The 19,115-nt window shown below is 76.2% G+C and carries 14 protein-coding genes; 4 read left to right on the forward strand and 10 right to left on the reverse strand.

Annotated features, from left to right (window positions below):
- Positions 1-2: 2 nt before the first annotated feature.
- Positions 3-2,114, reverse strand: a complete 2,112-nt coding sequence (locus ACRYR7_RS09375; RefSeq protein ID WP_432571812.1) for a methyl-accepting chemotaxis protein — start codon at positions 2,112-2,114, stop codon at positions 3-5.
- Positions 2,115-2,197: 83 nt separating this feature from the next.
- Positions 2,198-2,701, reverse strand: coding sequence for a DinB family protein (locus tag ACRYR7_RS09380; RefSeq protein WP_432571813.1), 504 nt, complete (start codon positions 2,699-2,701; stop codon positions 2,198-2,200).
- Positions 2,702-2,881: 180 nt separating this feature from the next.
- Here ACRYR7_RS09380 and ACRYR7_RS09385 point away from each other — a divergent pair, with 180 nt between their 5' ends.
- Together ACRYR7_RS09385 and ACRYR7_RS09390 are read left to right on the forward strand one after the other, a co-directional pair.
- The gene (locus ACRYR7_RS09385) at positions 2,882-3,664 is read left to right on the forward strand and encodes an MOSC domain-containing protein (RefSeq protein WP_432571814.1); all 783 of its coding nucleotides are present in this window, start codon (positions 2,882-2,884) and stop codon (positions 3,662-3,664) included.
- Entirely contained in the window at positions 3,657-4,628 is a 972-nt protein-coding gene (locus ACRYR7_RS09390) for a PDR/VanB family oxidoreductase (protein ID WP_432571815.1), read from the forward strand. Before ACRYR7_RS09385 ends, ACRYR7_RS09390 begins: the two co-directional genes overlap by 8 nt.
- A 12-nt stretch (positions 4,629-4,640) precedes the next feature.
- Here the strand turns inward: ACRYR7_RS09390 and ACRYR7_RS09395 are convergent, their stop codons facing one another.
- From ACRYR7_RS09395 to ACRYR7_RS09430, 8 genes are all read right to left on the reverse strand, one after another.
- Complete coding sequence (locus tag ACRYR7_RS09395; RefSeq protein ID WP_432571816.1) at positions 4,641-5,426, reverse strand: amino acid ABC transporter ATP-binding protein; 786 nt, start codon at positions 5,424-5,426, stop codon at positions 4,641-4,643.
- Positions 5,423-6,454: an amino acid ABC transporter permease gene (locus tag ACRYR7_RS09400; RefSeq protein ID WP_432571817.1), complete on the reverse strand. Its 1,032-nt coding sequence runs from the start codon at positions 6,452-6,454 to the stop codon at positions 5,423-5,425. Before ACRYR7_RS09400 ends, ACRYR7_RS09395 begins: the two co-directional genes overlap by 4 nt.
- On the reverse strand, positions 6,451-7,380 hold the full coding sequence (locus ACRYR7_RS09405) for an ABC transporter substrate-binding protein (RefSeq protein ID WP_432571818.1): 930 nt from the start codon (positions 7,378-7,380) through the stop codon (positions 6,451-6,453). The genes ACRYR7_RS09400 and ACRYR7_RS09405 overlap by 4 nt, the downstream gene beginning before the upstream one ends.
- 89 nt (positions 7,381-7,469) lie before the next feature.
- Positions 7,470-9,272, reverse strand: a complete 1,803-nt coding sequence (locus ACRYR7_RS09410; RefSeq protein WP_432571819.1) for a DUF7800 domain-containing protein — start codon at positions 9,270-9,272, stop codon at positions 7,470-7,472.
- A gap of 140 nt (positions 9,273-9,412) precedes the next feature.
- Entirely contained in the window at positions 9,413-10,015 is a 603-nt protein-coding gene (locus ACRYR7_RS09415; RefSeq protein WP_432571820.1) for a GDSL-type esterase/lipase family protein, read from the reverse strand.
- 145 nt (positions 10,016-10,160) lie between these two features.
- On the reverse strand, positions 10,161-13,994 hold the full coding sequence (locus ACRYR7_RS09420) for a multifunctional oxoglutarate decarboxylase/oxoglutarate dehydrogenase thiamine pyrophosphate-binding subunit/dihydrolipoyllysine-residue succinyltransferase subunit (RefSeq protein ID WP_432571821.1): 3,834 nt from the start codon (positions 13,992-13,994) through the stop codon (positions 10,161-10,163).
- Between the two features lie 137 nt (positions 13,995-14,131).
- Positions 14,132-15,238 (reverse strand): sensor histidine kinase, encoded by a 1,107-nt coding sequence (locus tag ACRYR7_RS09425; RefSeq protein WP_432571827.1) that lies wholly within the window; start codon positions 15,236-15,238, stop codon positions 14,132-14,134.
- 83 nt (positions 15,239-15,321) lie between these two features.
- Positions 15,322-16,095 (reverse strand): response regulator transcription factor, encoded by a 774-nt coding sequence (locus ACRYR7_RS09430; protein WP_432571822.1) that lies wholly within the window; start codon positions 16,093-16,095, stop codon positions 15,322-15,324.
- 172 nt (positions 16,096-16,267) lie between these two features.
- Between ACRYR7_RS09430 and ACRYR7_RS09435 the strand changes: the two genes are divergently transcribed.
- Together ACRYR7_RS09435 and ACRYR7_RS09440 are read left to right on the forward strand one after the other, a co-directional pair.
- Positions 16,268-17,716, forward strand: coding sequence for a GuaB1 family IMP dehydrogenase-related protein (locus tag ACRYR7_RS09435; RefSeq protein WP_432571823.1), 1,449 nt, complete (start codon positions 16,268-16,270; stop codon positions 17,714-17,716).
- Positions 17,717-17,791: 75 nt separating this feature from the next.
- Positions 17,792-19,039, forward strand: coding sequence for an acetamidase/formamidase family protein (locus ACRYR7_RS09440; RefSeq protein ID WP_432571824.1), 1,248 nt, complete (start codon positions 17,792-17,794; stop codon positions 19,037-19,039).
- Positions 19,040-19,115: the final 76 nt, after the last annotated feature.

The following is a 19,115-nucleotide window of genomic DNA, read 5'->3' on the forward strand; positions in this document are numbered from 1 at the left end:
GCTCAGAGGGTGAACTGGCGGGTCGCCGACTCCAGGTCCGCGGCCACCTGGCCCAGCTCGGTGACCGCCGAGCGCACGGAGCCGACCTGCGCGGTGGTGCCCGCCACCGAGCCCGCCGTCGCCGACAGGGCGCCGGCGATGCCGCCGGAGCTGGCCGCCGCCGACTGCAGCGTCGCGCCGATCGAGGTGGTCGTGGCCAGCTGCTGCGCCACCGCGGAGGCGATCGTGGCCTGCTGGGCGTCGATGTGCGCGATGGTGCGGGTGATGGAGTCGATGTCGGCGCGCACGGCGGCGGCCTCGGCCTGCACCGCCGTCAGCGTCGGGGCGATCTCCTCGGTGGCCTGCGCGGTCTGGCGGGCCAGCTCCTTGACCTCCTCGGCGACGACCGCGAAGCCGGCGCCGGCCTCCCCGGCGCGCGCGGCCTCGATCGTGGCGTTCAGCGCCAGCAGGTTCGTCTGCCCGGCGATGGCGGTGATGGTGCGCAGCACGTCGGCGATCTGCTGCGAGGAGCCGCCCAGGCGCTCGACGGTGCCGGTGGCCGCCTGCGCCAGCTGCACCGCCTCGGCCGCCACGACCGTGACGCCGCTGGTGGTGGAGGAGACCTCGTCGGCGGCCGCGCGCAGCTGCTCGACCGCCTCGGCGACGTCGCGCACGCCCTCGGAGACGCCGCCGGCGTCCCCGGCCACCTGCCCGATCTCGCCGGCGGTGCTGTCGGCGGTGCGGGCCAGCTGGGCGCTGGCGCCGTCCAGGACGGCGGCGGTGCCCGTCAGGCGCTGCGCGCCGCTGCTCATCGCGGTGACGGCCTCGCGCATGCCGGTGACCGCGTCGCGCAGGGCCCGGCCCATCGCGCCGATCTCGTCGGCGCGCTCGTCGGCGGTGGCGTCCACGGACAGGTCGCGCGCCGCCACGCGCCGCAGCACGGCGGTGAGGTGCTCGATGCGCCGCACCAGCCCGCGCGCCAGCACGGCGATGAGCACGCCCAGCACGGCCGCGACCGCCAGGCCGGCCAGGACGTTGTCGCGCACCAGCGCGCCGCGCTCGTCGGCGATGCGGTCGGTGACGGCCGCGGTGTCCGCCTCCGGCAGCCAGCTGGTGACCACCCAGTCGTAGGCGCCGTAGCGCGAGACGCCCACGGTCTGCCGGCCGGAGGGCAGGTCCACGGTGGTGGTGGTGAACCCGCCGTCGGGCAGGTCCGCGGCCAGCTCCAGCAGGCGCTCCACGTAGGGCTCGCCGTGCGCGTCGCGCGCCTCGAGCATCGCCTCGCCGTCGGCGGCCCCGTCGGGGGCGACGACGGCCGTGCCGCGGGAGGCGGCGGCGCTGGAGAAGACCGCGTACTGGCCGGTGCGGCCCACGGTGGAGGCGGCCAGGCGCTGGCGCAGGTCGGCGGTGACGTCGGCCTGCGGCAGGCCCACGAACACCGCGCCCACGACGGCGCCGTCCACGAGCAGCGGCTGGTAGACGGTGACGTACTGCTGGTCGGCCACGGTCGCGGTGCCGTGGTACGTCTGCCCGGCCACCAGGGCCGCCACGACGGGGTTGGCCCCGCCGTCGGCCTTGACGGCGGGGATGTAGGTGCCGATGTTGCGCTTGCCGGAGGCGCCCACGACGGTCGTCGCCACGCGCAGCATGTCGCCGGCCTCGTTGACGCGCTGGAAGACCGTGGTGGCCGCGCCGGTCAGGCGGGCCGCCTCGTCCAGCCCGGTGACGGCCGCGGCGGGGTCGGTCTGCTGGCCCAGCCACGCGCCGCCGAAGCGCAGCTGCGGCAGGGTGACCTGCGAGGCCTCCTTGGTGACCTGGTTCGTCGCCGTCCACGTCGCCGAGCCCTCCAGGCGCGGGGCGCCCAGCGACAGCAGGCGGTCGTTGGTCACCCGCAGGTCGGCGTCGAGCTTGCCCTGCACGGCGGCGGACTGGGTGGCGACGGTGGTCATCACCTGCCCGCCGGCGTCGCGCAGCGACTGCTCGGACATCGCCCGCACGTCGCCGGAGGTGGCGTCGGCCAGGTCGCCGACCTGCCAGGCGCTCAGGCCGCTGAGCAGCCCGGCGGTGAGGACGACGGCCCCGACACCGGGGACCACGAGCTGGGAGCGCAGGGACCGTGCGCGGGAGGGGCTCACGAGCCTCCATCGGCAGGCCCGGGCGCCACCTTCACCCCCGGGCGCCGCCCGGCTCGGGGCGCCCCGCCTGGTCCCCGGGGCCCTCAGGCCCCCGGGCGCTCGCCGGTGCGGCCGTCGAGCTGCTCGCGCGCCAGGTCGGCGCGGCCGGCGCGGGCGGCGGTCAGCCCCACCAGGTGCACGAGCACCCAGCGCAGCGAGACCGCCTCGCCGTCCGGGCCGGTGCCGCGGTCGGTGAGCTTCAGCTCCGCGACGACCGCGTCGGAGGCGGCGCGGGCCCGCTCGTAGTAGGACAGCACCCCCTCGGCGGTCTCCCACGGGTGCACGCGCCACTCGGCCTGCGGGTCGTCGGCGATGACCTCGGCGGGCACCTCGTCGCTGGGGCGGCCGAAGGCGCGCCCGAGCCAGACGTACTCCAGCGAGGCCAGGTGCTTGACCAGCCCGAGCAGCGAGGCGCCGGAGCCGGCGACGGGGCGGTGCAAGCGCTCCTCGTCCAGGCCCTCCAGCCGCCACAGCACCTCCTGGCGCTGCCGCTCCAGAGCGGCCACCAGGATCCGCTTCTCACCCGCCGTGCCCAGGACGCTCGTCACGGTGAGCAGGGTAGTGGCCCGCCGCCGCCGCGCAGCCGGGGCGCCTCCGCCGCGCCGCCGGGGCGCCTCCGCCGCGCCGCCGGGGTGCCTCCACCGCGCCGCCGGGGTGCCTCCGTGGTGCCTGCGGGGTGCCGCCGCCTCGCTGCCGCGGTGCTCACCGCGCCTCGCTACCGTGGCGCGGTGAGCACCGCGACCGGCCGGGTGGAGGCGCTGCACGTCTACCCGGTCAAGGGCCTGAGCCCGCAGCCGCTGCGCGAGGTGCGGTTGAGCGCCGGGCGCGCGTTCCCGCACGACCGCGCCTTCGCGATGGCCCGCCCGGGCGGCGAGTACGCCCCCGGTCTGTGCCGCGGCGTCTCCAAGCGGCAGTTCTTCGTCCTGGTCTCCGAAGCGCGCCTGGCCGGGCTGCGCACCCACCTGGACACCGCCACCGGCGCCTTCACCGTCGCGGTGCGCGAGCACGAGGTGCTGCGCGCGGACCTGCGCACCGGCGAGGGCGTGCAGCGGGTGCTGGAGCTGTTCGCGCGGGTGCTGGACCTGCCGCCGGGGGTGCACCCGGTGTGGGCGCACGAGGAGGGCCGGCGCTTCACCGACACCGCCCCCGGCGGGGACGCGGCCATGGAGCTCGTCTCGGTGCTCAACCTGGCCTCGGTGCGCGAGTTCGCCGCCCGGGTCGGCGCGCCCGTGGACCCGCTGCGCTTCCGCGCCAACGTCCACGTCGACGGCCTGCCCCCCTGGAGCGAGCTGGACCTCGTGGGCGCCGAGCTGGACCTGGGCGGGGTGCGGGTGCGCGGGGCGTTCCCCACCGTGCGCTGCGCGGCCACCGAGGTGGAGCCGGGCACCGGCCGCCGGGACCTGCCCGTGCCGCAGCTGCTGGCGCGCACCTACGGCCACGAGCACATGGGCCTGTACGTCGAGGTGCTCACCGGCGGCACCCTGGCCGTGGGCGGTGCGGTGCGTGCCTGAGGACCTGCGCCTGCGGGTGGCCGAGGCGCAGGACCTGACGCCCTCGGTGCGCCGCTTCGTCCTGGTGGACCCCGCCGGCTCCGCGCTGCCGGGCTACCGCAGCGGCGCCCACGTGGGCGTGACGACCCCGGCCGGGCACCGGCGCAGCTACAGCCTCGTCGAGCCGGGCTCGCGCGCCCCGCAGCGCTACGTGCTGTGCGTGCAGCGCGACGCGGACGGGCGCGGGGGGTCGGTGAGCATGCACGACGACGTCCGGCCCGGCGACGAGCTGGCGGTGTCCGAGCCGGCCAACGCGTTCCCGCTGCGCCGCGCCGGGCGCTACCTGTTCATCGCCGGCGGCATCGGCATCACCCCGGTGCGCTCGATGGTGGGGGAGCTGCGCGCGCGCGGCGGGGCGGAGGTGCGCGTGCTGTACCTGACGCGCAGCCCGGAGGAGACCGCCTTCCTCGACGAGTTCTCCGCCGACGGCTCGGTGCTGCACCACAGCGCCCTGCACGGCCGGCTGGACCTGTGGCCGCACCTGGCCGAGCCCGACGACGACGCGCGCGTGTACTGCTGCGGGCCCAGCGCCCTGGTGGACGAGGTGCTGGCGCTGACGGCGCACTGGCGGCCCAGCCGCGTGCACGTGGAGGACTTCGCCGGCGTCGACGCGCTCGGCGGGCGCCGGGTGCCCTTCACCGCGGTGTGGGCGCCCACCGGGGCGCGGGTGGAGGTGCCCGGGGACACCACGCTGCTGAGCGCCCTGGAGCGCGCCGGGATCGCGGTGGACGCCTCCTGCGCCTCGGGCACCTGCGGCACCTGCCGGCTGCGGCTGCTGGCCGGCGAGGCCGACCACCGCGACCTGGTGCTCACCGTGGCCGAGCGCTCGGGGTGGGTGATGCCGTGCGTGTCCCGGGCGCTGTCCGGCGAGCTGGTCGTGGCGCCCCCGGCCGGCACCGCCCCCGGCGCGCCCGCCGCCGGCTGAGCCGGCCCCCGCTCAGCCGGCGTCGCGCACGCGCGCCAGGAACGCCCGGGTGCGCTCGTGGCGGGGGGCGCCGATGACCTCGGCGGGGGCGCCGCGCTCGACGACCACGCCGCCGTCCATGAAGACCACCTGGTCGGCGACCTCGCGGGCGAACGCCACCTCGTGGGTCACCACGATCATCGTGGTGCCCTCGGCGGCGAGCTCGCGCATCACCGCCAGCACCTCCCCGACGAGCTCGGGGTCCAGCGCCGAGGTGGGCTCGTCGAAGAGCATCAGCTTGGGCTGCATCGCCAGGGCGCGGGCGATCGCCACCCGCTGCTGCTGGCCGCCGGAGAGCTGCGCGGGGTAGTTGTGCACCCGGTCGCCCAGCCCGACGCGCTCCAGCAGCGCCGCCGCCCGCTCGCGCGCCTGCGCCCTGGGCACCCGGCGCACCCGCACCGGCGCCTCGACGACGTTCTCCAGGGCGGTCATGTGCGGGAACAGGTTGAAGCGCTGGAACACCATCCCGATGTCGCGGCGCTGGCGCGCGGTGCGCTCGTCGGTCAGCCGGTGCAGCCGCCCGCCGCGCTCCTCCAGGCCCACGAGCTCGCCGTCGACCCAGATGCGCCCGCCGTCGATGCGCTCCAGGGAGTTGATGCAGCGAAGGAACGTCGTCTTGCCCGAACCGGAGGGGCCCAGCAGGCAGACGACCTGCCCGGCGTGCACGTCGAGGTCCACCCCGCGCAGCACCTCCACGTGCCCGAAGGACTTGTGGACGTTCAGGGCGCGCACCAGCGGCTCGCCCGCCGCGGCGCTCACTTCGAGCCCCCCGCGCCCAGGGAGACCCCGGCCGCGACCGGGCCGGCGCCCTTGGCCGAGGCGCCGAACCCGCGCCCGAAGCGGCGCTCCAGGAAGTACTGGCCGACCATCAGCACGCTGGTGGCGAGCAGGTAGTACAGGATCGCGGCCATGTTGGTGGCGACCACCTCGTAGGTCTGGTTCTTGATCTGGCCCAGGCGGAAGAACAGCTCGGCGTTGACCGGGATCGCCACCAGCAGCGAGGTGTCCTTGAGCATCGCGATGACCTCGTTGCCGGTGGGCGGCACGATGACGCGCATCGCCTGCGGCAGCACGACGCGGCGCATCGCCAGCCGCTTGGTCATGCCCAGGGCCTCGGCGGCCTCGTGCTGGCCGCGGTCCACGCTGAGCAGGCCGGCGCGGGCGATCTCGGCCATGTAGGCGGCCTCGGACAGCCCCAGGCCCAGGACGCCGCCGACCACGCCGCCCAGCAGCGCGTACACCCGCTGCTGGTCCACCGTCAGCAGCCGCAGCTCCGGGGTGCCGAACCACTGCGTCAGCAGGAAGTCGAACGGCACGCCGATCGAGAACCCGGTGGCGAACAGGGCGCCCAGGCCGCCGACGAACGTCAGCAGCACGTAGCGCGGCACGGCCCGGAAGAACCACGTGTAGACCCACGACACCCCGCGCAGCACGGGGTTGTCCGACAGGCGCAGCACCGCCAGCAGCACCCCGCCGAGCACGCCGATCACCATGGCGCACACGGTGGTCAGCAGCGTGCCCACCAGGAACCCGCGGATGACGATGCTCTGGTTCATCGCCTCCAGCGTGAAGGCCCAGTCGAAGTTCTCGTTGGTCACCAGCAGGTGCGCGAGCATGAGCACGAGCACCGCGATGACCGCCACCGCGACCCAGCGCCAGGGGTGGCGCACCTCGGCGGCGTCGACGCGCCCGGGGCGCTCCGGCCCGCCCGGCCCGTCCCGCCCGTCCCGGCCCGCGGCGCCGGGACCGGGGCCGGGGCCGGCGGGGCCGTCGTGCCCGCTGCTCACGGGTTGACGGGGAAGTCGGTCACCGCGCCGTCCTGCGCGCCCCAGTTCGCCAGGGCCGCCTCGTAGGCGCCCTCCTCGGCGACGGCGGCCAGCGCCTGCGAGACCGCCTCGGCGGTCTGCGGCTGGTCCTTGGGCACGACGACGCCGTAGGGGGCGGCGTCGTAGATCTCGCCGGCCAGCTCGAGCTGGTCGCCGGTCTGCTGCACGGCGTACGCGGCGATGGGCGAGTCGGCGAGCATCGCCTGCACGCGGCCCTGCACCAGGGCGGCGGTGGCGTCCTCCTGGGAGTCGAAGGTGAGCACCTGGATCTCCGGCCGCCCGGCGTCGCGGCAGGCCTGCTGGCGCGCGGGCAGGTCGTCCTGCTCCTGCGTGGTGCCGGTCTGCACCGAGACCTGCTGGCCGCAGGCGTTCTCCGGGTCCAGGCCCTCGGGGTTGCCCGCCCGCACCACCCACTGGGTGCCGGCGTTGAAGTACTGGACCATGTTCACCTGCTGCTTGCGCTCGTCGTTGATCGTGAACGACGAGATCGCGACGTCGTAGCGGTTGGCGCTGACGCCGGTGATGAGCGAGTCGAACGAGGCGTTCTCGTACTGCGCCCGCACGCCGAGCTTGGCCGCGACGGCGTCCATGACGTCGACGTCCATGCCGACGACCTCGGTGCCGCGCAGAAACTCGTTGGGCGCGTACTCGGCGTTGGTGCCCACGCGCAGCACGCCGGAGTCGCGCACCGACTGCGGCAGCATCGCCGTCAGGGCGGCGTCGGCGGAGACCGCGGAGGCGGCGGCGCTGGAGCCGGACGCCGAGGGGGAGGCCGAGCCCGAGCCGGTGGACAGCGAGTCGGAACCGCAGCCGGCCAGCGCCAGGGCGCCCAGGGCGAGGGTGCCGGCAGCGCCGAGGACCGAGCGGCGAGGGGTGCGCAGGAGCACTTGGTGACCTCCGGAGTCGTGGTGAGCCTGCACAGTGTGGACCACGGCGGCGGTGCCCCGTGCACCCCGGTGCCCGCCGCCGGAGGTTGTTACGCAGACGTCACACGCTCGCGCCCGGGTGCGCTCAGCCGGTCGCGCAGGGTGCGCCGCAGCCGCTGGCGCCCGCCCTCGAGCACGGCGTGGTCCACCTCCACGTCGGCGGTGCCGTCCCGGCCCAGCACCACCGTCATGACGCCGTTGGCGAACCAGGGCCCGCGCTCCACCTCCCAGGACACCGCCGGCTCGCGCACCCCGGCCGCCGCGGCCAGCGCGCGCGTCAGGGCCCGCGCCGGGCGCGAGTCCAGCAGCCGGTTGGCCGCCCGCACCCCGCGCGAGAGGGGGTTGCGGAACGGCGACATCACCAGCTGGTGCACCGCGGGGGCCCCCGGCCCCGCCCCGGGCAGGCGCACCCGGGCGGTGTAGCTGCAGTGCACGTCCCCGGAGAGCACCAGCACGCTGGCGGGCGGGCGCGGGCCCTCGCCGACGTCGGCCAGCAGGCGCACCAGGTCCGCGAAGGAGGTGCGGAACGCCGACCAGTGCTCCAGGTCCGCGGCCTGGCGCAGCTTCTCGGCCCACCCGGCCGCCCGGGCGCCCCACACCCCGTCGGCGACGGCCTCGTCGAAGCCCTCGGCGTGGTGGACGCCGTGCAGCAGGAACACCGGCAGCGTCGTGGCCAGCAGCAGGTGCCGCGCCGGCCCGTCCCCGCGGCCGGCGTCCTGGGCGCCCAGGGCCTGCTCGCGCACCCAGCGCCACTCCGCCTCGTCGGTGATGCGCCGGCGCCCCGGCTCCAGCTGCCGCGCGCAGCGCGAGTCCACCGCGACCAGCCGCGCCGGGCCCAGGTCGCGCGCGAAGCTCCAGCGGGCGCTGGGGGGGTCGGCGTCGGCGCCCAGCGCGAAGGCGTCCAGCAGGCGGTCGCGGGCGGCGTCGTCGGGCTCGGCGCGCAGCCGGGCGAGCAGGTCGTCGGTGTCCAGCTCGTCGGGGGAGAGGTTGCCCAGGTGCTGGTAGACCCAGTAGCTGGCGAAGGCGCCGGCGACGCGGTCGCGCCACCACGGCTGCCGGGAGACCTCCCGGCGCCAGGCGTCGGAGGTGTTCCAGTCGTCGCGCAGGTCGTGGTCGTCCAGCAGCATGCAGGTCGGCACCGTGGACAGCAGCCAGCGCACCGCCTCCGGCCCCCACGTCTCGTGGTAGAGCCAGGTGTACTCCTCGAAGTCGCCGATCTCCTCGCGCACGTCCCCGCCGGCGTCCGGGCCGGTGCGGTGCCGCTCGCGCAGGCGCTCCTTCGTGGCGGGGGTGGGGTCGTCGGCGTACACCTGGTCGCCCACGAACAGCAGCAGGTCCGGCCAGCGCTCCTCCGCGCCGTGCTCGTCGACCATGCGCCGCGCCAGGGCGCTCAGGGCGTCCACGCCCACCAGGCGCACCGACTCCGCCCCGTCGTCGCCGGCGCGCCGGCACGAGCCGAAGCCCAGCCGCAGGTCCGCCCCCGGCGCCGGGGTGCGGATCTCGCTGGGCGGCCAGGACCAGCCCGGCGCGGGCGGCGGCCACGCGGCGCGCTCGCCGGCGCCCTCGTCCACGAGCACCCGGTACGGCAGCCGCCGCCCGGCGGGCAGGCCGCGCACGACGACGAGGGCGAAGTGGTGCCCGTGCAGCGCCAGGGTGCGGGTGCTGCCGCCCCCGGTGCCCCCGCCGGGCAGGTCCACCTCCACCCGCACCGCCGCGGGCGCGCGCGTCTCCACCCACACGCTGGCGCTGGTGCCGTCCACGTACCGCAGCAGCGGCCCGAGCAGCAGGGGACCGGGCGCCGCGTCGCGGGCGCCCTCGCGGGCGACGTCCTGGACCTCGTCGATGACCGGCACCCGACAATCCTGGACCGTGCCGGCCCCGCCGCGAGGCGCGCCCCGCGCGGGGGGTCACCCGGACGCCGCGGACGACCCCGCCGCGTGAGCGCAGCCGGTACCGGCGGTGACGCGGGCGCGCCGCCCGGGCGCGCCGGCCCTCAGGGCTGCGGCACGCCCAGCCAGTCGTACCAGCCGCTGTGCAGCACCAGCCACGCCAGCAGCCCGTACCCGGCCTGGCCGGGGTGCACCCCGTCGCCGGCGGCCAGGTCGGCGTACCAGTCCTCGTGGCCGGCCAGCGGGTTGAAGGTGTCCACGTAGTACACGCGCCGGCGCGTGCAGACGTCGGCGAAGGCGTCGGCGAGGTCCCCGATGCGGTCGTTGCGCTCCTCGTCGGCCACCGGCGTCGGGCCCACCACGAGGGTCGGCAGGCCCCGCGCCTCGCACTCGTCCAGCACGTTGGCCAGGTTCAGCCGGCTGCGCGCCAGCGTGGTGCCCGCGTCCAGGTCGGCGTGGCCCAGGCCCACCACGAGGCGGTGCTCGTCGCCGCCGGCGAAGCGCCGGGCGGTCTCGTCGCGCCAGCGGGCGTTGAGGTCGGTGGTCGTCTCGCCGGGCACGCCCAGCGGGTACAGGGTGATGTCGCGGTCCTCGCGCGGCGTGCGGGCCGACACGCGCCCCACCCAGCCCAGCGCGCGCGGGTCGCCCACGCCGGTCACGAACTCGTCGCCCACCAAGCACACCCGCACGTCGTAACGGCCGTTCACAGCTGGTCCTCGCGCACGGGCGTGGTGCTCCTGTCGTCGGTGGGGGAGTGCGCCAGCGAGGATAGTCCCCCGCGGGCGGCGCGCCGCCGCACGAGGACGCCCCCGCCGCCCGGGCGGGCGGCGGGGGCGTCCTGGCGCGGGCGCGTCAGCGGTCGAAGGCCTCGCGCACGAGCTGCTGCTGCTCGGCCTGGTGGCGCTTGGCGGAACCGGCCGCCGGGGAGGCCGACGCCGGGCGCGAGACGCGGCGCAGGCGCCCGCCCAGCTCGCCGTACAGGTGCATGGCCACGTGCTGCCAGCCGCCCTGGTTGGCCGGCTCCTCCTGCACCCACACCAGCTCGGCGTCGGCGTAGGTGCCGGCCACCTCGCGCAGCGCGTCCACCGGCAGCGGCGCGAGCTGCTCAACCCGCACGATCGCGGTGCGCCGGTCGCCGCGCTTGGTGCGCTCGGCGAGCAGGTCCCAGTAGACCTTGCCGCTGCACAGCAGCACGCGGTCCACCGCCGCGGCGTCCAGGCCGCCCTCGTCGCCGACGACCTCGCGGAAGGTGCCGGAGGTGAAGTCCTCCACCGCCGACTGCGCGGCCTTCAGGCGCAGCATCGACTTCGGGGTGAAGACGATGAGCGGCCGGCGCGGGCGGGCGTACGCCTGGCGGCGCAGCAGGTGGAAGTAGCTGGCCGGGGTCGAGGGCACCGCGACCGTCATGTTGTCCTCGGCGCACAGCTGCAGGAAGCGCTCGATGCGGCCGGAGGAGTGGTCCGGGCCCTGGCCCTCGTAGCCGTGCGGCAGCAGCAGCACCACCGAGGAGCGCTGGCCCCACTTCTGCTCGCCGGCCGCGATGAACTCGTCGATGACGGTCTGCGCGCCGTTGAAGAAGTCGCCGAACTGCGCCTCCCACAGCACCAGGGCGTCGGGGCGCTCCACGGAGTACCCGTACTCGAAGCCCATGGCGGCGTACTCGGACAGCAGCGAGTCGTAGATCCAGAACTTCGCCTGCTCGGCGCCCTCGCGGCCCAGGTACAGCAGCGGGGTCCACTCGTCGCCGGTGACGCGGTCGGTGAGGACCGCGTGCCGCGAGACGAACGTGCCGCGGCGGGAGTCCTGCCCGGCCAGGCGCACCGGGGTGCCCTCCATGAGCAGCGAGCCGAAGGCCAGCAGCTCGCCCCAGCCCCAGTCCACGCCGCCCTCGCGCGACATCTGCTCGCGCTTGTCCAGCAGCTGGCGCAGCTTGGGGTGGACGGTGAAGCCCTCCGGCGGGTTGGCCTGCACGCGGCCGATGTGCTCCAGCACCGAGGCGTCCACCGCCGTGGGCCGGCTGCACACCGGCGCCCGGTCGTCGGCCTCCTGCGCGCGCGGGCGCTCCAGCCCGCCGCGGCCGTCGCCGCCCTCGCCCGTGCCGGACTCGCGGGTCTCGGCGAACGCCCGCTCCAGCTGGGCGGAGTAGTCGCGCAGCGCCTCCTCGGCGTCCTCCACCGAGATGTCGCCGCGGCCGATGAGCTGCTCGGTGTAGCTCTTGCGGACGCTGCGCTTCTTCTCGATGAGGTTGTACATCAGCGGCTGCGTCATCGAGGGGTCGTCGCCCTCGTTGTGGCCGCGGCGGCGGTAGCAGACCATGTCGACGATGACGTCCTTGTCGAACGCCTGGCGGAACTCGAACGCGAGCTGCGCCACCCGCACGCACGCCTCGGGGTCGTCGCCGTTCACGTGGAAGATCGGCGCCTGGATCATGCGGCCGACGTCGGTGGCGTACACCGACGAGCGCGCCGAGGCCGGCGCGGTGGTGAAGCCGACCTGGTTGTTGATGACCACGTGCACGGTGCCGCCGGTGCGGTAGCCGCGCAGCTGCGACAGGTTCAGCGTCTCGGCCACCACGCCCTGGCCGGCGAAGGCGGCGTCGCCGTGCAGCAGCACGGGCAGCACCGGGAAGGAGGCGCCGGCCTTGTTCAGCCGGTCCTGCTTGGCGCGCGCCACGCCCTCCAGGACGGGGTCCACCGCCTCCAGGTGCGAGGGGTTGGCCGCGACGTAGACCTTCGTCTGCTCGCCGTCCTCGCCGGTGAAGGTGCCCTCGGTGCCCAGGTGGTACTTCACGTCGCCCGAGCCCTGCACGGTGCGCGGGTCCTGCACGCCCTCGAACTCGCGGAAGACCTGGCTGTAGCTCTTGCCGGCGATGTTCGTCAGCACGTTCAGGCGCCCGCGGTGCGCCATGCCCAGGCACACCTCGTCCAGGCCCTCGGTGGCCGCGCGCGAGAGCAGCGCGTCCAGCAGCGCGATGACGGACTCGCCGCCCTCGAGGGAGAAGCGCTTCTGCCCCACGTACTTCGTCTGCAGGAACGTCTCGAACGCCTCGGCGGCGTTCAGGCGGCGCAGGATGCGCAGCTGCTCGGCCGCGCTGGGCTTGTTGTACGGGCGCTCCACCCGGTCCTGGATCCAGCGGCGCTGCTCGGGGTCCTGGATGTGCATGTACTCGATGCCGACGGTGCGGCAGTAGGAGTCGCGCAGCACGCCCAGGACGTCGCGCAGGCGCATGTGCGCCTTGCCGCCGAAGCCGCCGGTGGGGAACTCGCGGTCCAGGTCCCACAGCGTCAGGCCGTGCGACTCGATCTCCAGGTCCGGGTGCACCCGCTGGCGGTACTCCAGCGGGTCGGTGTCGGCCATGAGGTGCCCGCGCACCCGGTACGCGTGGATCAGCTCGACCACGCGCGCGGTCTTGTTGATCTGGTCGTCGTGCGAGACGGAGATGTCCGAGGTCCAGCGGATCGGCTGGTACGGGATGTGCAGCGCCCGGAAGACGCGGTCGTAGAACCCGTCCTCGCCGAGCAGCTTGGCGTGCACGATCCGCAGGAACTCCCCGGAGCCGGCGCCCTGGATGATGCGGTGGTCGTAGGTGGAGGTCAGCGTGATGACCTTGCTGACGGCCAGGCGCGTCAGGGTCTCCTCGCTGGCGCCCTGGTACTCCGCCGGGTACTCCATCGCGCCCACGCCGACGATGGCGCCCTGGCCCTTGACCAGGCGCGGCACCGAGTGCACCGTGCCGATCGTGCCGGGGTTGGTCAGGCTGATCGTCGTGCCGGCGAAGTCCTCGGTGGTCAGCTTGCCGCCGCGGGCGCGGCGCACCACGTCCTCGTAGGCCGCCCAGAACTCCGCGAAGTCCTTGGTCTCGCACTCCTTGACCGCCGGCACCATGAGCTGGCGCGAGCCGTCCGGCTTGGGCAGGTCGATCGCGATGCCCAGGTTGACGTGCGCGGGGTGCAGGACGGCGGGCTTGCCCTTCTCGTCCAGCGCGTAGGCCGCGTTCATCGACGGCATCGCCGCCAGCGCCTCGACGACCGCGTAGCCGATCAGGTGGGTGAAGGAGACCTTGCCGCCGCGCGCCCGCTTGAGGTGGTTGTTGATGACGATGCGGTTGTCCACCAGCAGCTTCGCCGGGACCGCCCGCACGCTCGTGGCGGTGGGGACCTCGAGGGACTCCTCCATGTTCGCCACCACGCGCGCCGCCGGCCCGCGCAGCATCTCCCCGGTGTCGCTCGCGGGGAAGGCCGGGGCCCCCGCCCGCGCGGGCGCGCCCGGGGCGGGGGTGGGGGCCTTGGCGGCCGTGCCGCCGCCCGCCGGCACCGTCGCCGGGGTGCTCGCGGGGGCCGGGGCGGGCCCGCCCGCCTGCTGCACGGGGGCCGGGGCCGGAGCGGGGGCCTGCGCGGCGGCGGGGGCCGGCGCGGCGGGGGCCTGCGCCGGGGCCGCCGGCGTCGCGGGGGCGCCGTTCGCCGCGCCGTTCGGCGGGGCCTGCGCGGGCGAGCCGTTCGCCGCCGGGCCGGCGGTCGTGGAGCCGGCGGGGTTGTCCGCGGGGGTGTAGTCGGCGAAGAAGTCCCACCAGGCTTCGTCGACGGAGTGCTTGTCCTTCAGGTACTGCTCGTACAGCTCGTCGACGAGCCACTCGTTCGGGCCGAACGTGGCGAGCTTGTCCTCGTGGGGCGAGGGCTGCTGAGGCACGGCGTTGTCGCCTTCTTCCTCGATATCGGGCTACGCGGGCGCGGCTCCACCCTATCCCTCGCGCTCCACGGCCGCGGAACGACACCGCGCGACCGCCGGGCGACGCGGTGTGACGTGCACGACGTGCGCGCGGCCCCTCAGCGGCCGGGCGCCACCTCGCGCGGCAGGTGCACGTCGATGCGGCAGCCGCCGCCGGGGGGCGTGGGGCCCACCCGGATCGTGCCCCCGTGCAGCTGCACCGCCCAGCGGGCGATCGCCAGGCCCAGGCCGGTGCCGCCGTCGGTGCGGGCGCTGCCGCGCTGGAAGCGCTCGAAGACCCGCTCGCGGTCGGCGTCGGCGATGCCGGGGCCCTCGTCCTGCACGCTGATGCGCACCACCGGGCCCGCCGCGTGCGCGGACACCCGCACCGTCCCGCCGGCGGGGGAGTGCCGCGAGGCGTTGTCGAGCAGGTTGGCCACCACCTGGTGCAGGCGCGCGGAGTCCACGTCCACCGCCAGGCCCGGCGGGTCGACCTCCACCGCGTAGCGCACGTCGCGCCCCGTCATCGACATCGCCCGCGTCGCCTGCTCCAGGAACGGCTCCAGCGCCAGCTCCTCGCGGTCCAGCGACACCGCCCCCGCGTCCAGGCGCGAGAGGTCCAGCAGCTGCTCCACCAGGCGCCCCAGCCGCTCCGTCTGCGCCAGCGCCGTGCCCAGCGTCTCGCCGTCGGGCTCGGTGACGCCGTCGACGAGGTTCTCCATCACCGCGTGCAGCGCCGAGACGGGCGTGCGCAGCTCGTGGCTGACGTTGGCGACCAGCTCGCGGCGCTCGCGGTCCACCGCCTCCAGGTCCTGCGCCATGCGGTTGAAGGCGTCGGCCAGCTCGCCGACCTCGTCGTTGCTCGTGGAGCGCACCCGCCGGGAGTAGTCGCCGGTGGCCATCGCGCGCGCCGCCGCCGTCATCTCCCGCAGCGGCGAGGTCATCCCGCGCGCCAGCAGCTGCGTGAACACCAGCGTGACGACGATCGCGATGGGCAGCGTGTAGCGCGGGCCGATGCGCAGCCAGTCCATGCGCAGCCCCGCCCACACCAGCAGCGAGGCCACCGTCACCGAGGCCGCCACCAGCAGCGCCAGCTTCGTCTTCAGCGAGTGCACCGGGTCCAGCGGGCGCACGTCCGGCCAGCCGCGCCGCGCCGCGGTGCGGGCGCCGTCGGCCAGCGCCCCGGTGCGCGCGCGCACCCGGGCGTCGCGCGCGGCGCCGGTCATGGGGATCGGGCCGGTCAGGCCGGTGCCGCTGCCGGTGCCGGCACCGGTGGGCTCGGCCGGGCCGGAGCCGCGCTCGCCGCCGCTCACGGGGAGCCCTCCGCCCCCCGCCCCTCGCCAGGCTCGAAGGCGTAGCCGACGCCGTGCACGGTGCGCACCAGGTCCGCGCCCAGCTTGCGGCGCAGCGCCTTGACGTGGCTGTCGACGGTGCGGGTGCCGGAGGCGTCGGCCCAGTCCCACACGTCCTCCAGCAGCTTCTCGCGCGTGAGCACGGTGCGCGGGGAGGCGGCCAGGCACACCAGCAGGTCGAACTCGGTGGGCGTCAGGTGCACCTCGGTGCCCGAGCGCCGCACGCGCCGCTGGGCGCGGTCGACCACCAGCTCCCCGCCGGAGACGGGGAAGACCAGGGCCCCGGCCTCCGCCGGGGCGCCCACGAGCTGGCGGGCGCGCTCCACGCGCCGCACGAGCGCGTTGACGCGGGCCACCAGCTCGCGCATCGAGAACGGCTTGGTCATGTAGTCGTCGGCGCCGATGCCCAGGCCGACGAGCTTGTCGGTCTCGTCGTCGCGGGCGGTGAGCATGAGGACCGGCACCGGCCGCGAGGCCTGCACCCGGCGGCACACCTCCAGGCCGTCGAAGCCGGGCAGCATCACGTCCAGGACCACCACGTCGGGCCGGGTGCGCTCGCACAGCTCCACGCCGCCGGGGCCGTCGCCGGCGGTCTCCACCACGTACCCCTCGGCGCGCAGGCGCCGCGCGACGGCGTCGGCGATCGTCGGCTCGTCCTCGACGACGACGGCCGTGCGGGTGGGGGAGGCGGCACCGGCGGGGCTGCCGGCGGTGGAGGGGCCCGTGCTCATGGCAGCGAGGGTAGGCCGCCCGCCGGGGAGGGGACCGGGAGCGGGCCGCGCGTGCACGAGCCCTCCACCCGATCCGACCCGCTCCCGCCCCGGCCACGCCCCGGCCCCGCACCCGCCGCGGGCGGGGGCCGCGGGGCGGGAGCGGGCCCGGCCGGGCGCCTACCCTGGAGGGGTGCGCTTCCTCGAGGGTCAGCGGCCCGCCCACGACCTGACCTACAACGACGTCTTCCTGGCGCCGGGGCGCTCCTCGGTCGTCTCCCGCCTCGACGTGGACCTCGCCACCGCCGACGGCACCGGCACCACCGTCCCGGTCGTCGTGGCGAACATGACGGCCGTCTCCGGCCGGCGCATGGCCGAGACCGTCGCCCGCCGCGGCGGGGTCGCGGTGCTGCCGCAGGACATCCCCGTCGACGTGGTCGGCGAGGTGGTGGCCTGGGTCAAGGAGCGCCACCCCGTCTTCGACACCCCCGTGGTGCTGCACGCCACCGACACCGTGCACGACGCGCTGAACCTGCTGCCCAAGCGCGCCCACGGCGCCGCCGTCGTCGTCGACGACGAGCGGCACGTGCTCGGCGTGGTCACCCCCGCCGACTGCGCCGACGTGGACCGCTTCACCCAGGTCGGCGCCGTGATGAGCCCCTCGCCGGTGACCCTGGACGCCGACGCCGTCGAGCGCGACGGGCTGCAGGCCGCCTTCGACGTGCTGCACACCGCCCGGCGCCGCTTCGCGCCCGTGGTGCGCCGGGGCCTGCTCGTGGGGGCGCTGACCCGCAGGGGCGCGCTGCGCTCGACCGTGTACGCCCCGGCGCTGGACGCCTCCGGCCGGCTGCGCGTGGCCGCCGCGGTCGGCATCAACGGCGACGTCGCCGGCACCGCCAAGGCGCTGCTGGAGGCGGGCGTGGACACCCTGGTGGTGGACACCGCCCACGGCCACCAGGACAAGATGCTCGAGGCGCTGGCCGCGGTGCGCGGGCTGGACCCGCAGGTGCCCGTCGTCGCCGGCAACGTCGTCACCGCCGCCGGCGTGCGCGACCTGATCGCCGCCGGCGCCGACATCGTCAAGGTCGGCGTGGGCCCGGGCGCGATGTGCACCACCCGCATGATGACCGGCGTGGGCCGCCCGCAGTTCTCCGCGGTGCTGGAGTGCGCCGCCGCCGCCCGCGAGGCCGGCGGGCACGCGTGGGCCGACGGCGGGGTGCGCCACCCGCGCGACGTGGCCCTCGCCCTGGCCGCCGGAGCCAGCCAGGTCATGGTCGGCTCCTGGTTCGCCGGCACCCACGAGAGCCCCGGCGACCTGGCCGTGGACGCCGGCGGGCGCGCCTACAAGGAGAGCTTCGGCATGGCCTCCGCGCGCGCCGTGGCCGCCCGCACCCGCGCCGACTCCCCGTTCCAGCGCGCCCGCAAGGGCCTGTTCGAGGAGGGCATCTCCTCCTCGCGCATGCACCTGGACCCCGCCCGCCCCGGCGTGGAGGACCTGCTGGACCAGATCACCTCCGGGGTGCGCAGCTCCTTCACCTACGTCGGCGCGCGCACGGTCGCGGAGTTCGCCGAGCGCGCCGTGGTGGGCCTGCAGTCCCCGGCCGGGTACGAGGAGGGCCGCCCGCTGCCCGCGGGCTGGTGAGGCCCGCGCCCGGCCGTCACGCCTGTGAAACGCCGGGGAGACCGCCGTGAAACGCGGGGGTGCTGGGGTGCGGGCATGAGCACCCCGCACCCCCGTCGCCGCTCCCTCCTGCAGGCGGCGGCGGGCCTGTCCGTCCCGGCGGCCGCGCTGTCCGCCGCCGACGCCGCCGCCGCCCGCCCGCGCCCCGGCGCCCGCCCCGTGCGCACCCTGCAGCGCGACCGCGGCCCGCGCACCGGCACCTACGTGCACTCCGGCGCCGGCAACGTCCTGTGGGGGCACCTGCCCAACCGGGGCACCGAGCCGGTCGCCGTCGTGCGCTCCGGGGACGTCGTCACCCTGGACACCGTCTCCCACGAGGGCCTGCTGGAGGACCAGGGCAAGGACCCGCTGGGCTACTTCACCTCCTTCGGGGTGGCCGAGCACGACGTGCTGGGCGACGCCGTGGAGATCGCCGCGCGCGTCGCGCACGACGGCCCCGGCCCGCACGTCGTCTCCCGCCCCGTCGCCGTGGCCGGCGCCGAGCCCGGCGACGTGCTCAAGGTGGAGGTCCTGGACCTGGCGCTGCGCGTGCCCTACGGGGTGATCTCCAACCGGCACGGCAAGGGCGCGCTGCCCGGCGAGCTGCCCGAGCTGTGGCGCGGCGACCCGGCGGTGGCGCAGTACCTCAACGTCGGCGGCAACGTCAGCGTCTTCACCTCCGTGGCCGCCTCCGGCGGCGACCTCGTCGGCGTCATGCCCGGCCCGGTCTCGCCGCGGTTCCCGCTGGCGCCGTTCCTGGGGATGATGGGCGTCGCGCGGGACACCTCCGCGATGGTCGACTCCGTGCCGCCCACCACGGCCGGCGGCAACATGGACGTCAAGGACCTCGTCGTCGGCTCCACCCTCTACCTCCCCGTGCAGGTGCCGGGCGCGATGTTCTTCGTGGGCGACCCGCACATGGCGCAGGGCCACGGCGAGGTGGCGCTGACCGCCATGGAGGGCTCGCTGCGCGCCACGGTGCGCCTGTCGGTGGTGCGCCCCGGCGACGGCGCCCCGCTGGCCGCGCGGGACCACCCCTTCGCCGAGACCCCCGAGCACTGGATCCCGATGGGCCTGTCCGACCCCGACGGCCCCGAGGGCGGCGGCAACGGCACCGACCTCGACGAGGCGGTGCGCAACGCGGTGCGCAACGCCATGTGGTTCCTCACCGAGGACCTCGGCGTGCCCGGGCCCGTCGCGTACGCCTACCTCAGCGCCGCGGGCGACTTCCACGTCTCCCAGGTCGTCGACCGCACCGTCGGGGTGCACGCCACCCTGCGCAAGGCCGACTTCCGGGCCCGCTGAGCGCCCGCCGGCGGGGGGGGGGGGGGGGGGGGGGGGGGCCGGGGGGCGGGGCGGGGGCGGGCCGGGGCCCCGCGGC

The sequence above is a fragment of the Kineococcus gurbantunggutensis genome, assembly GCF_050871925.1.
Taxonomy (GTDB): Bacteria; Actinomycetota; Actinomycetes; order Actinomycetales; family Kineococcaceae; genus Kineococcus.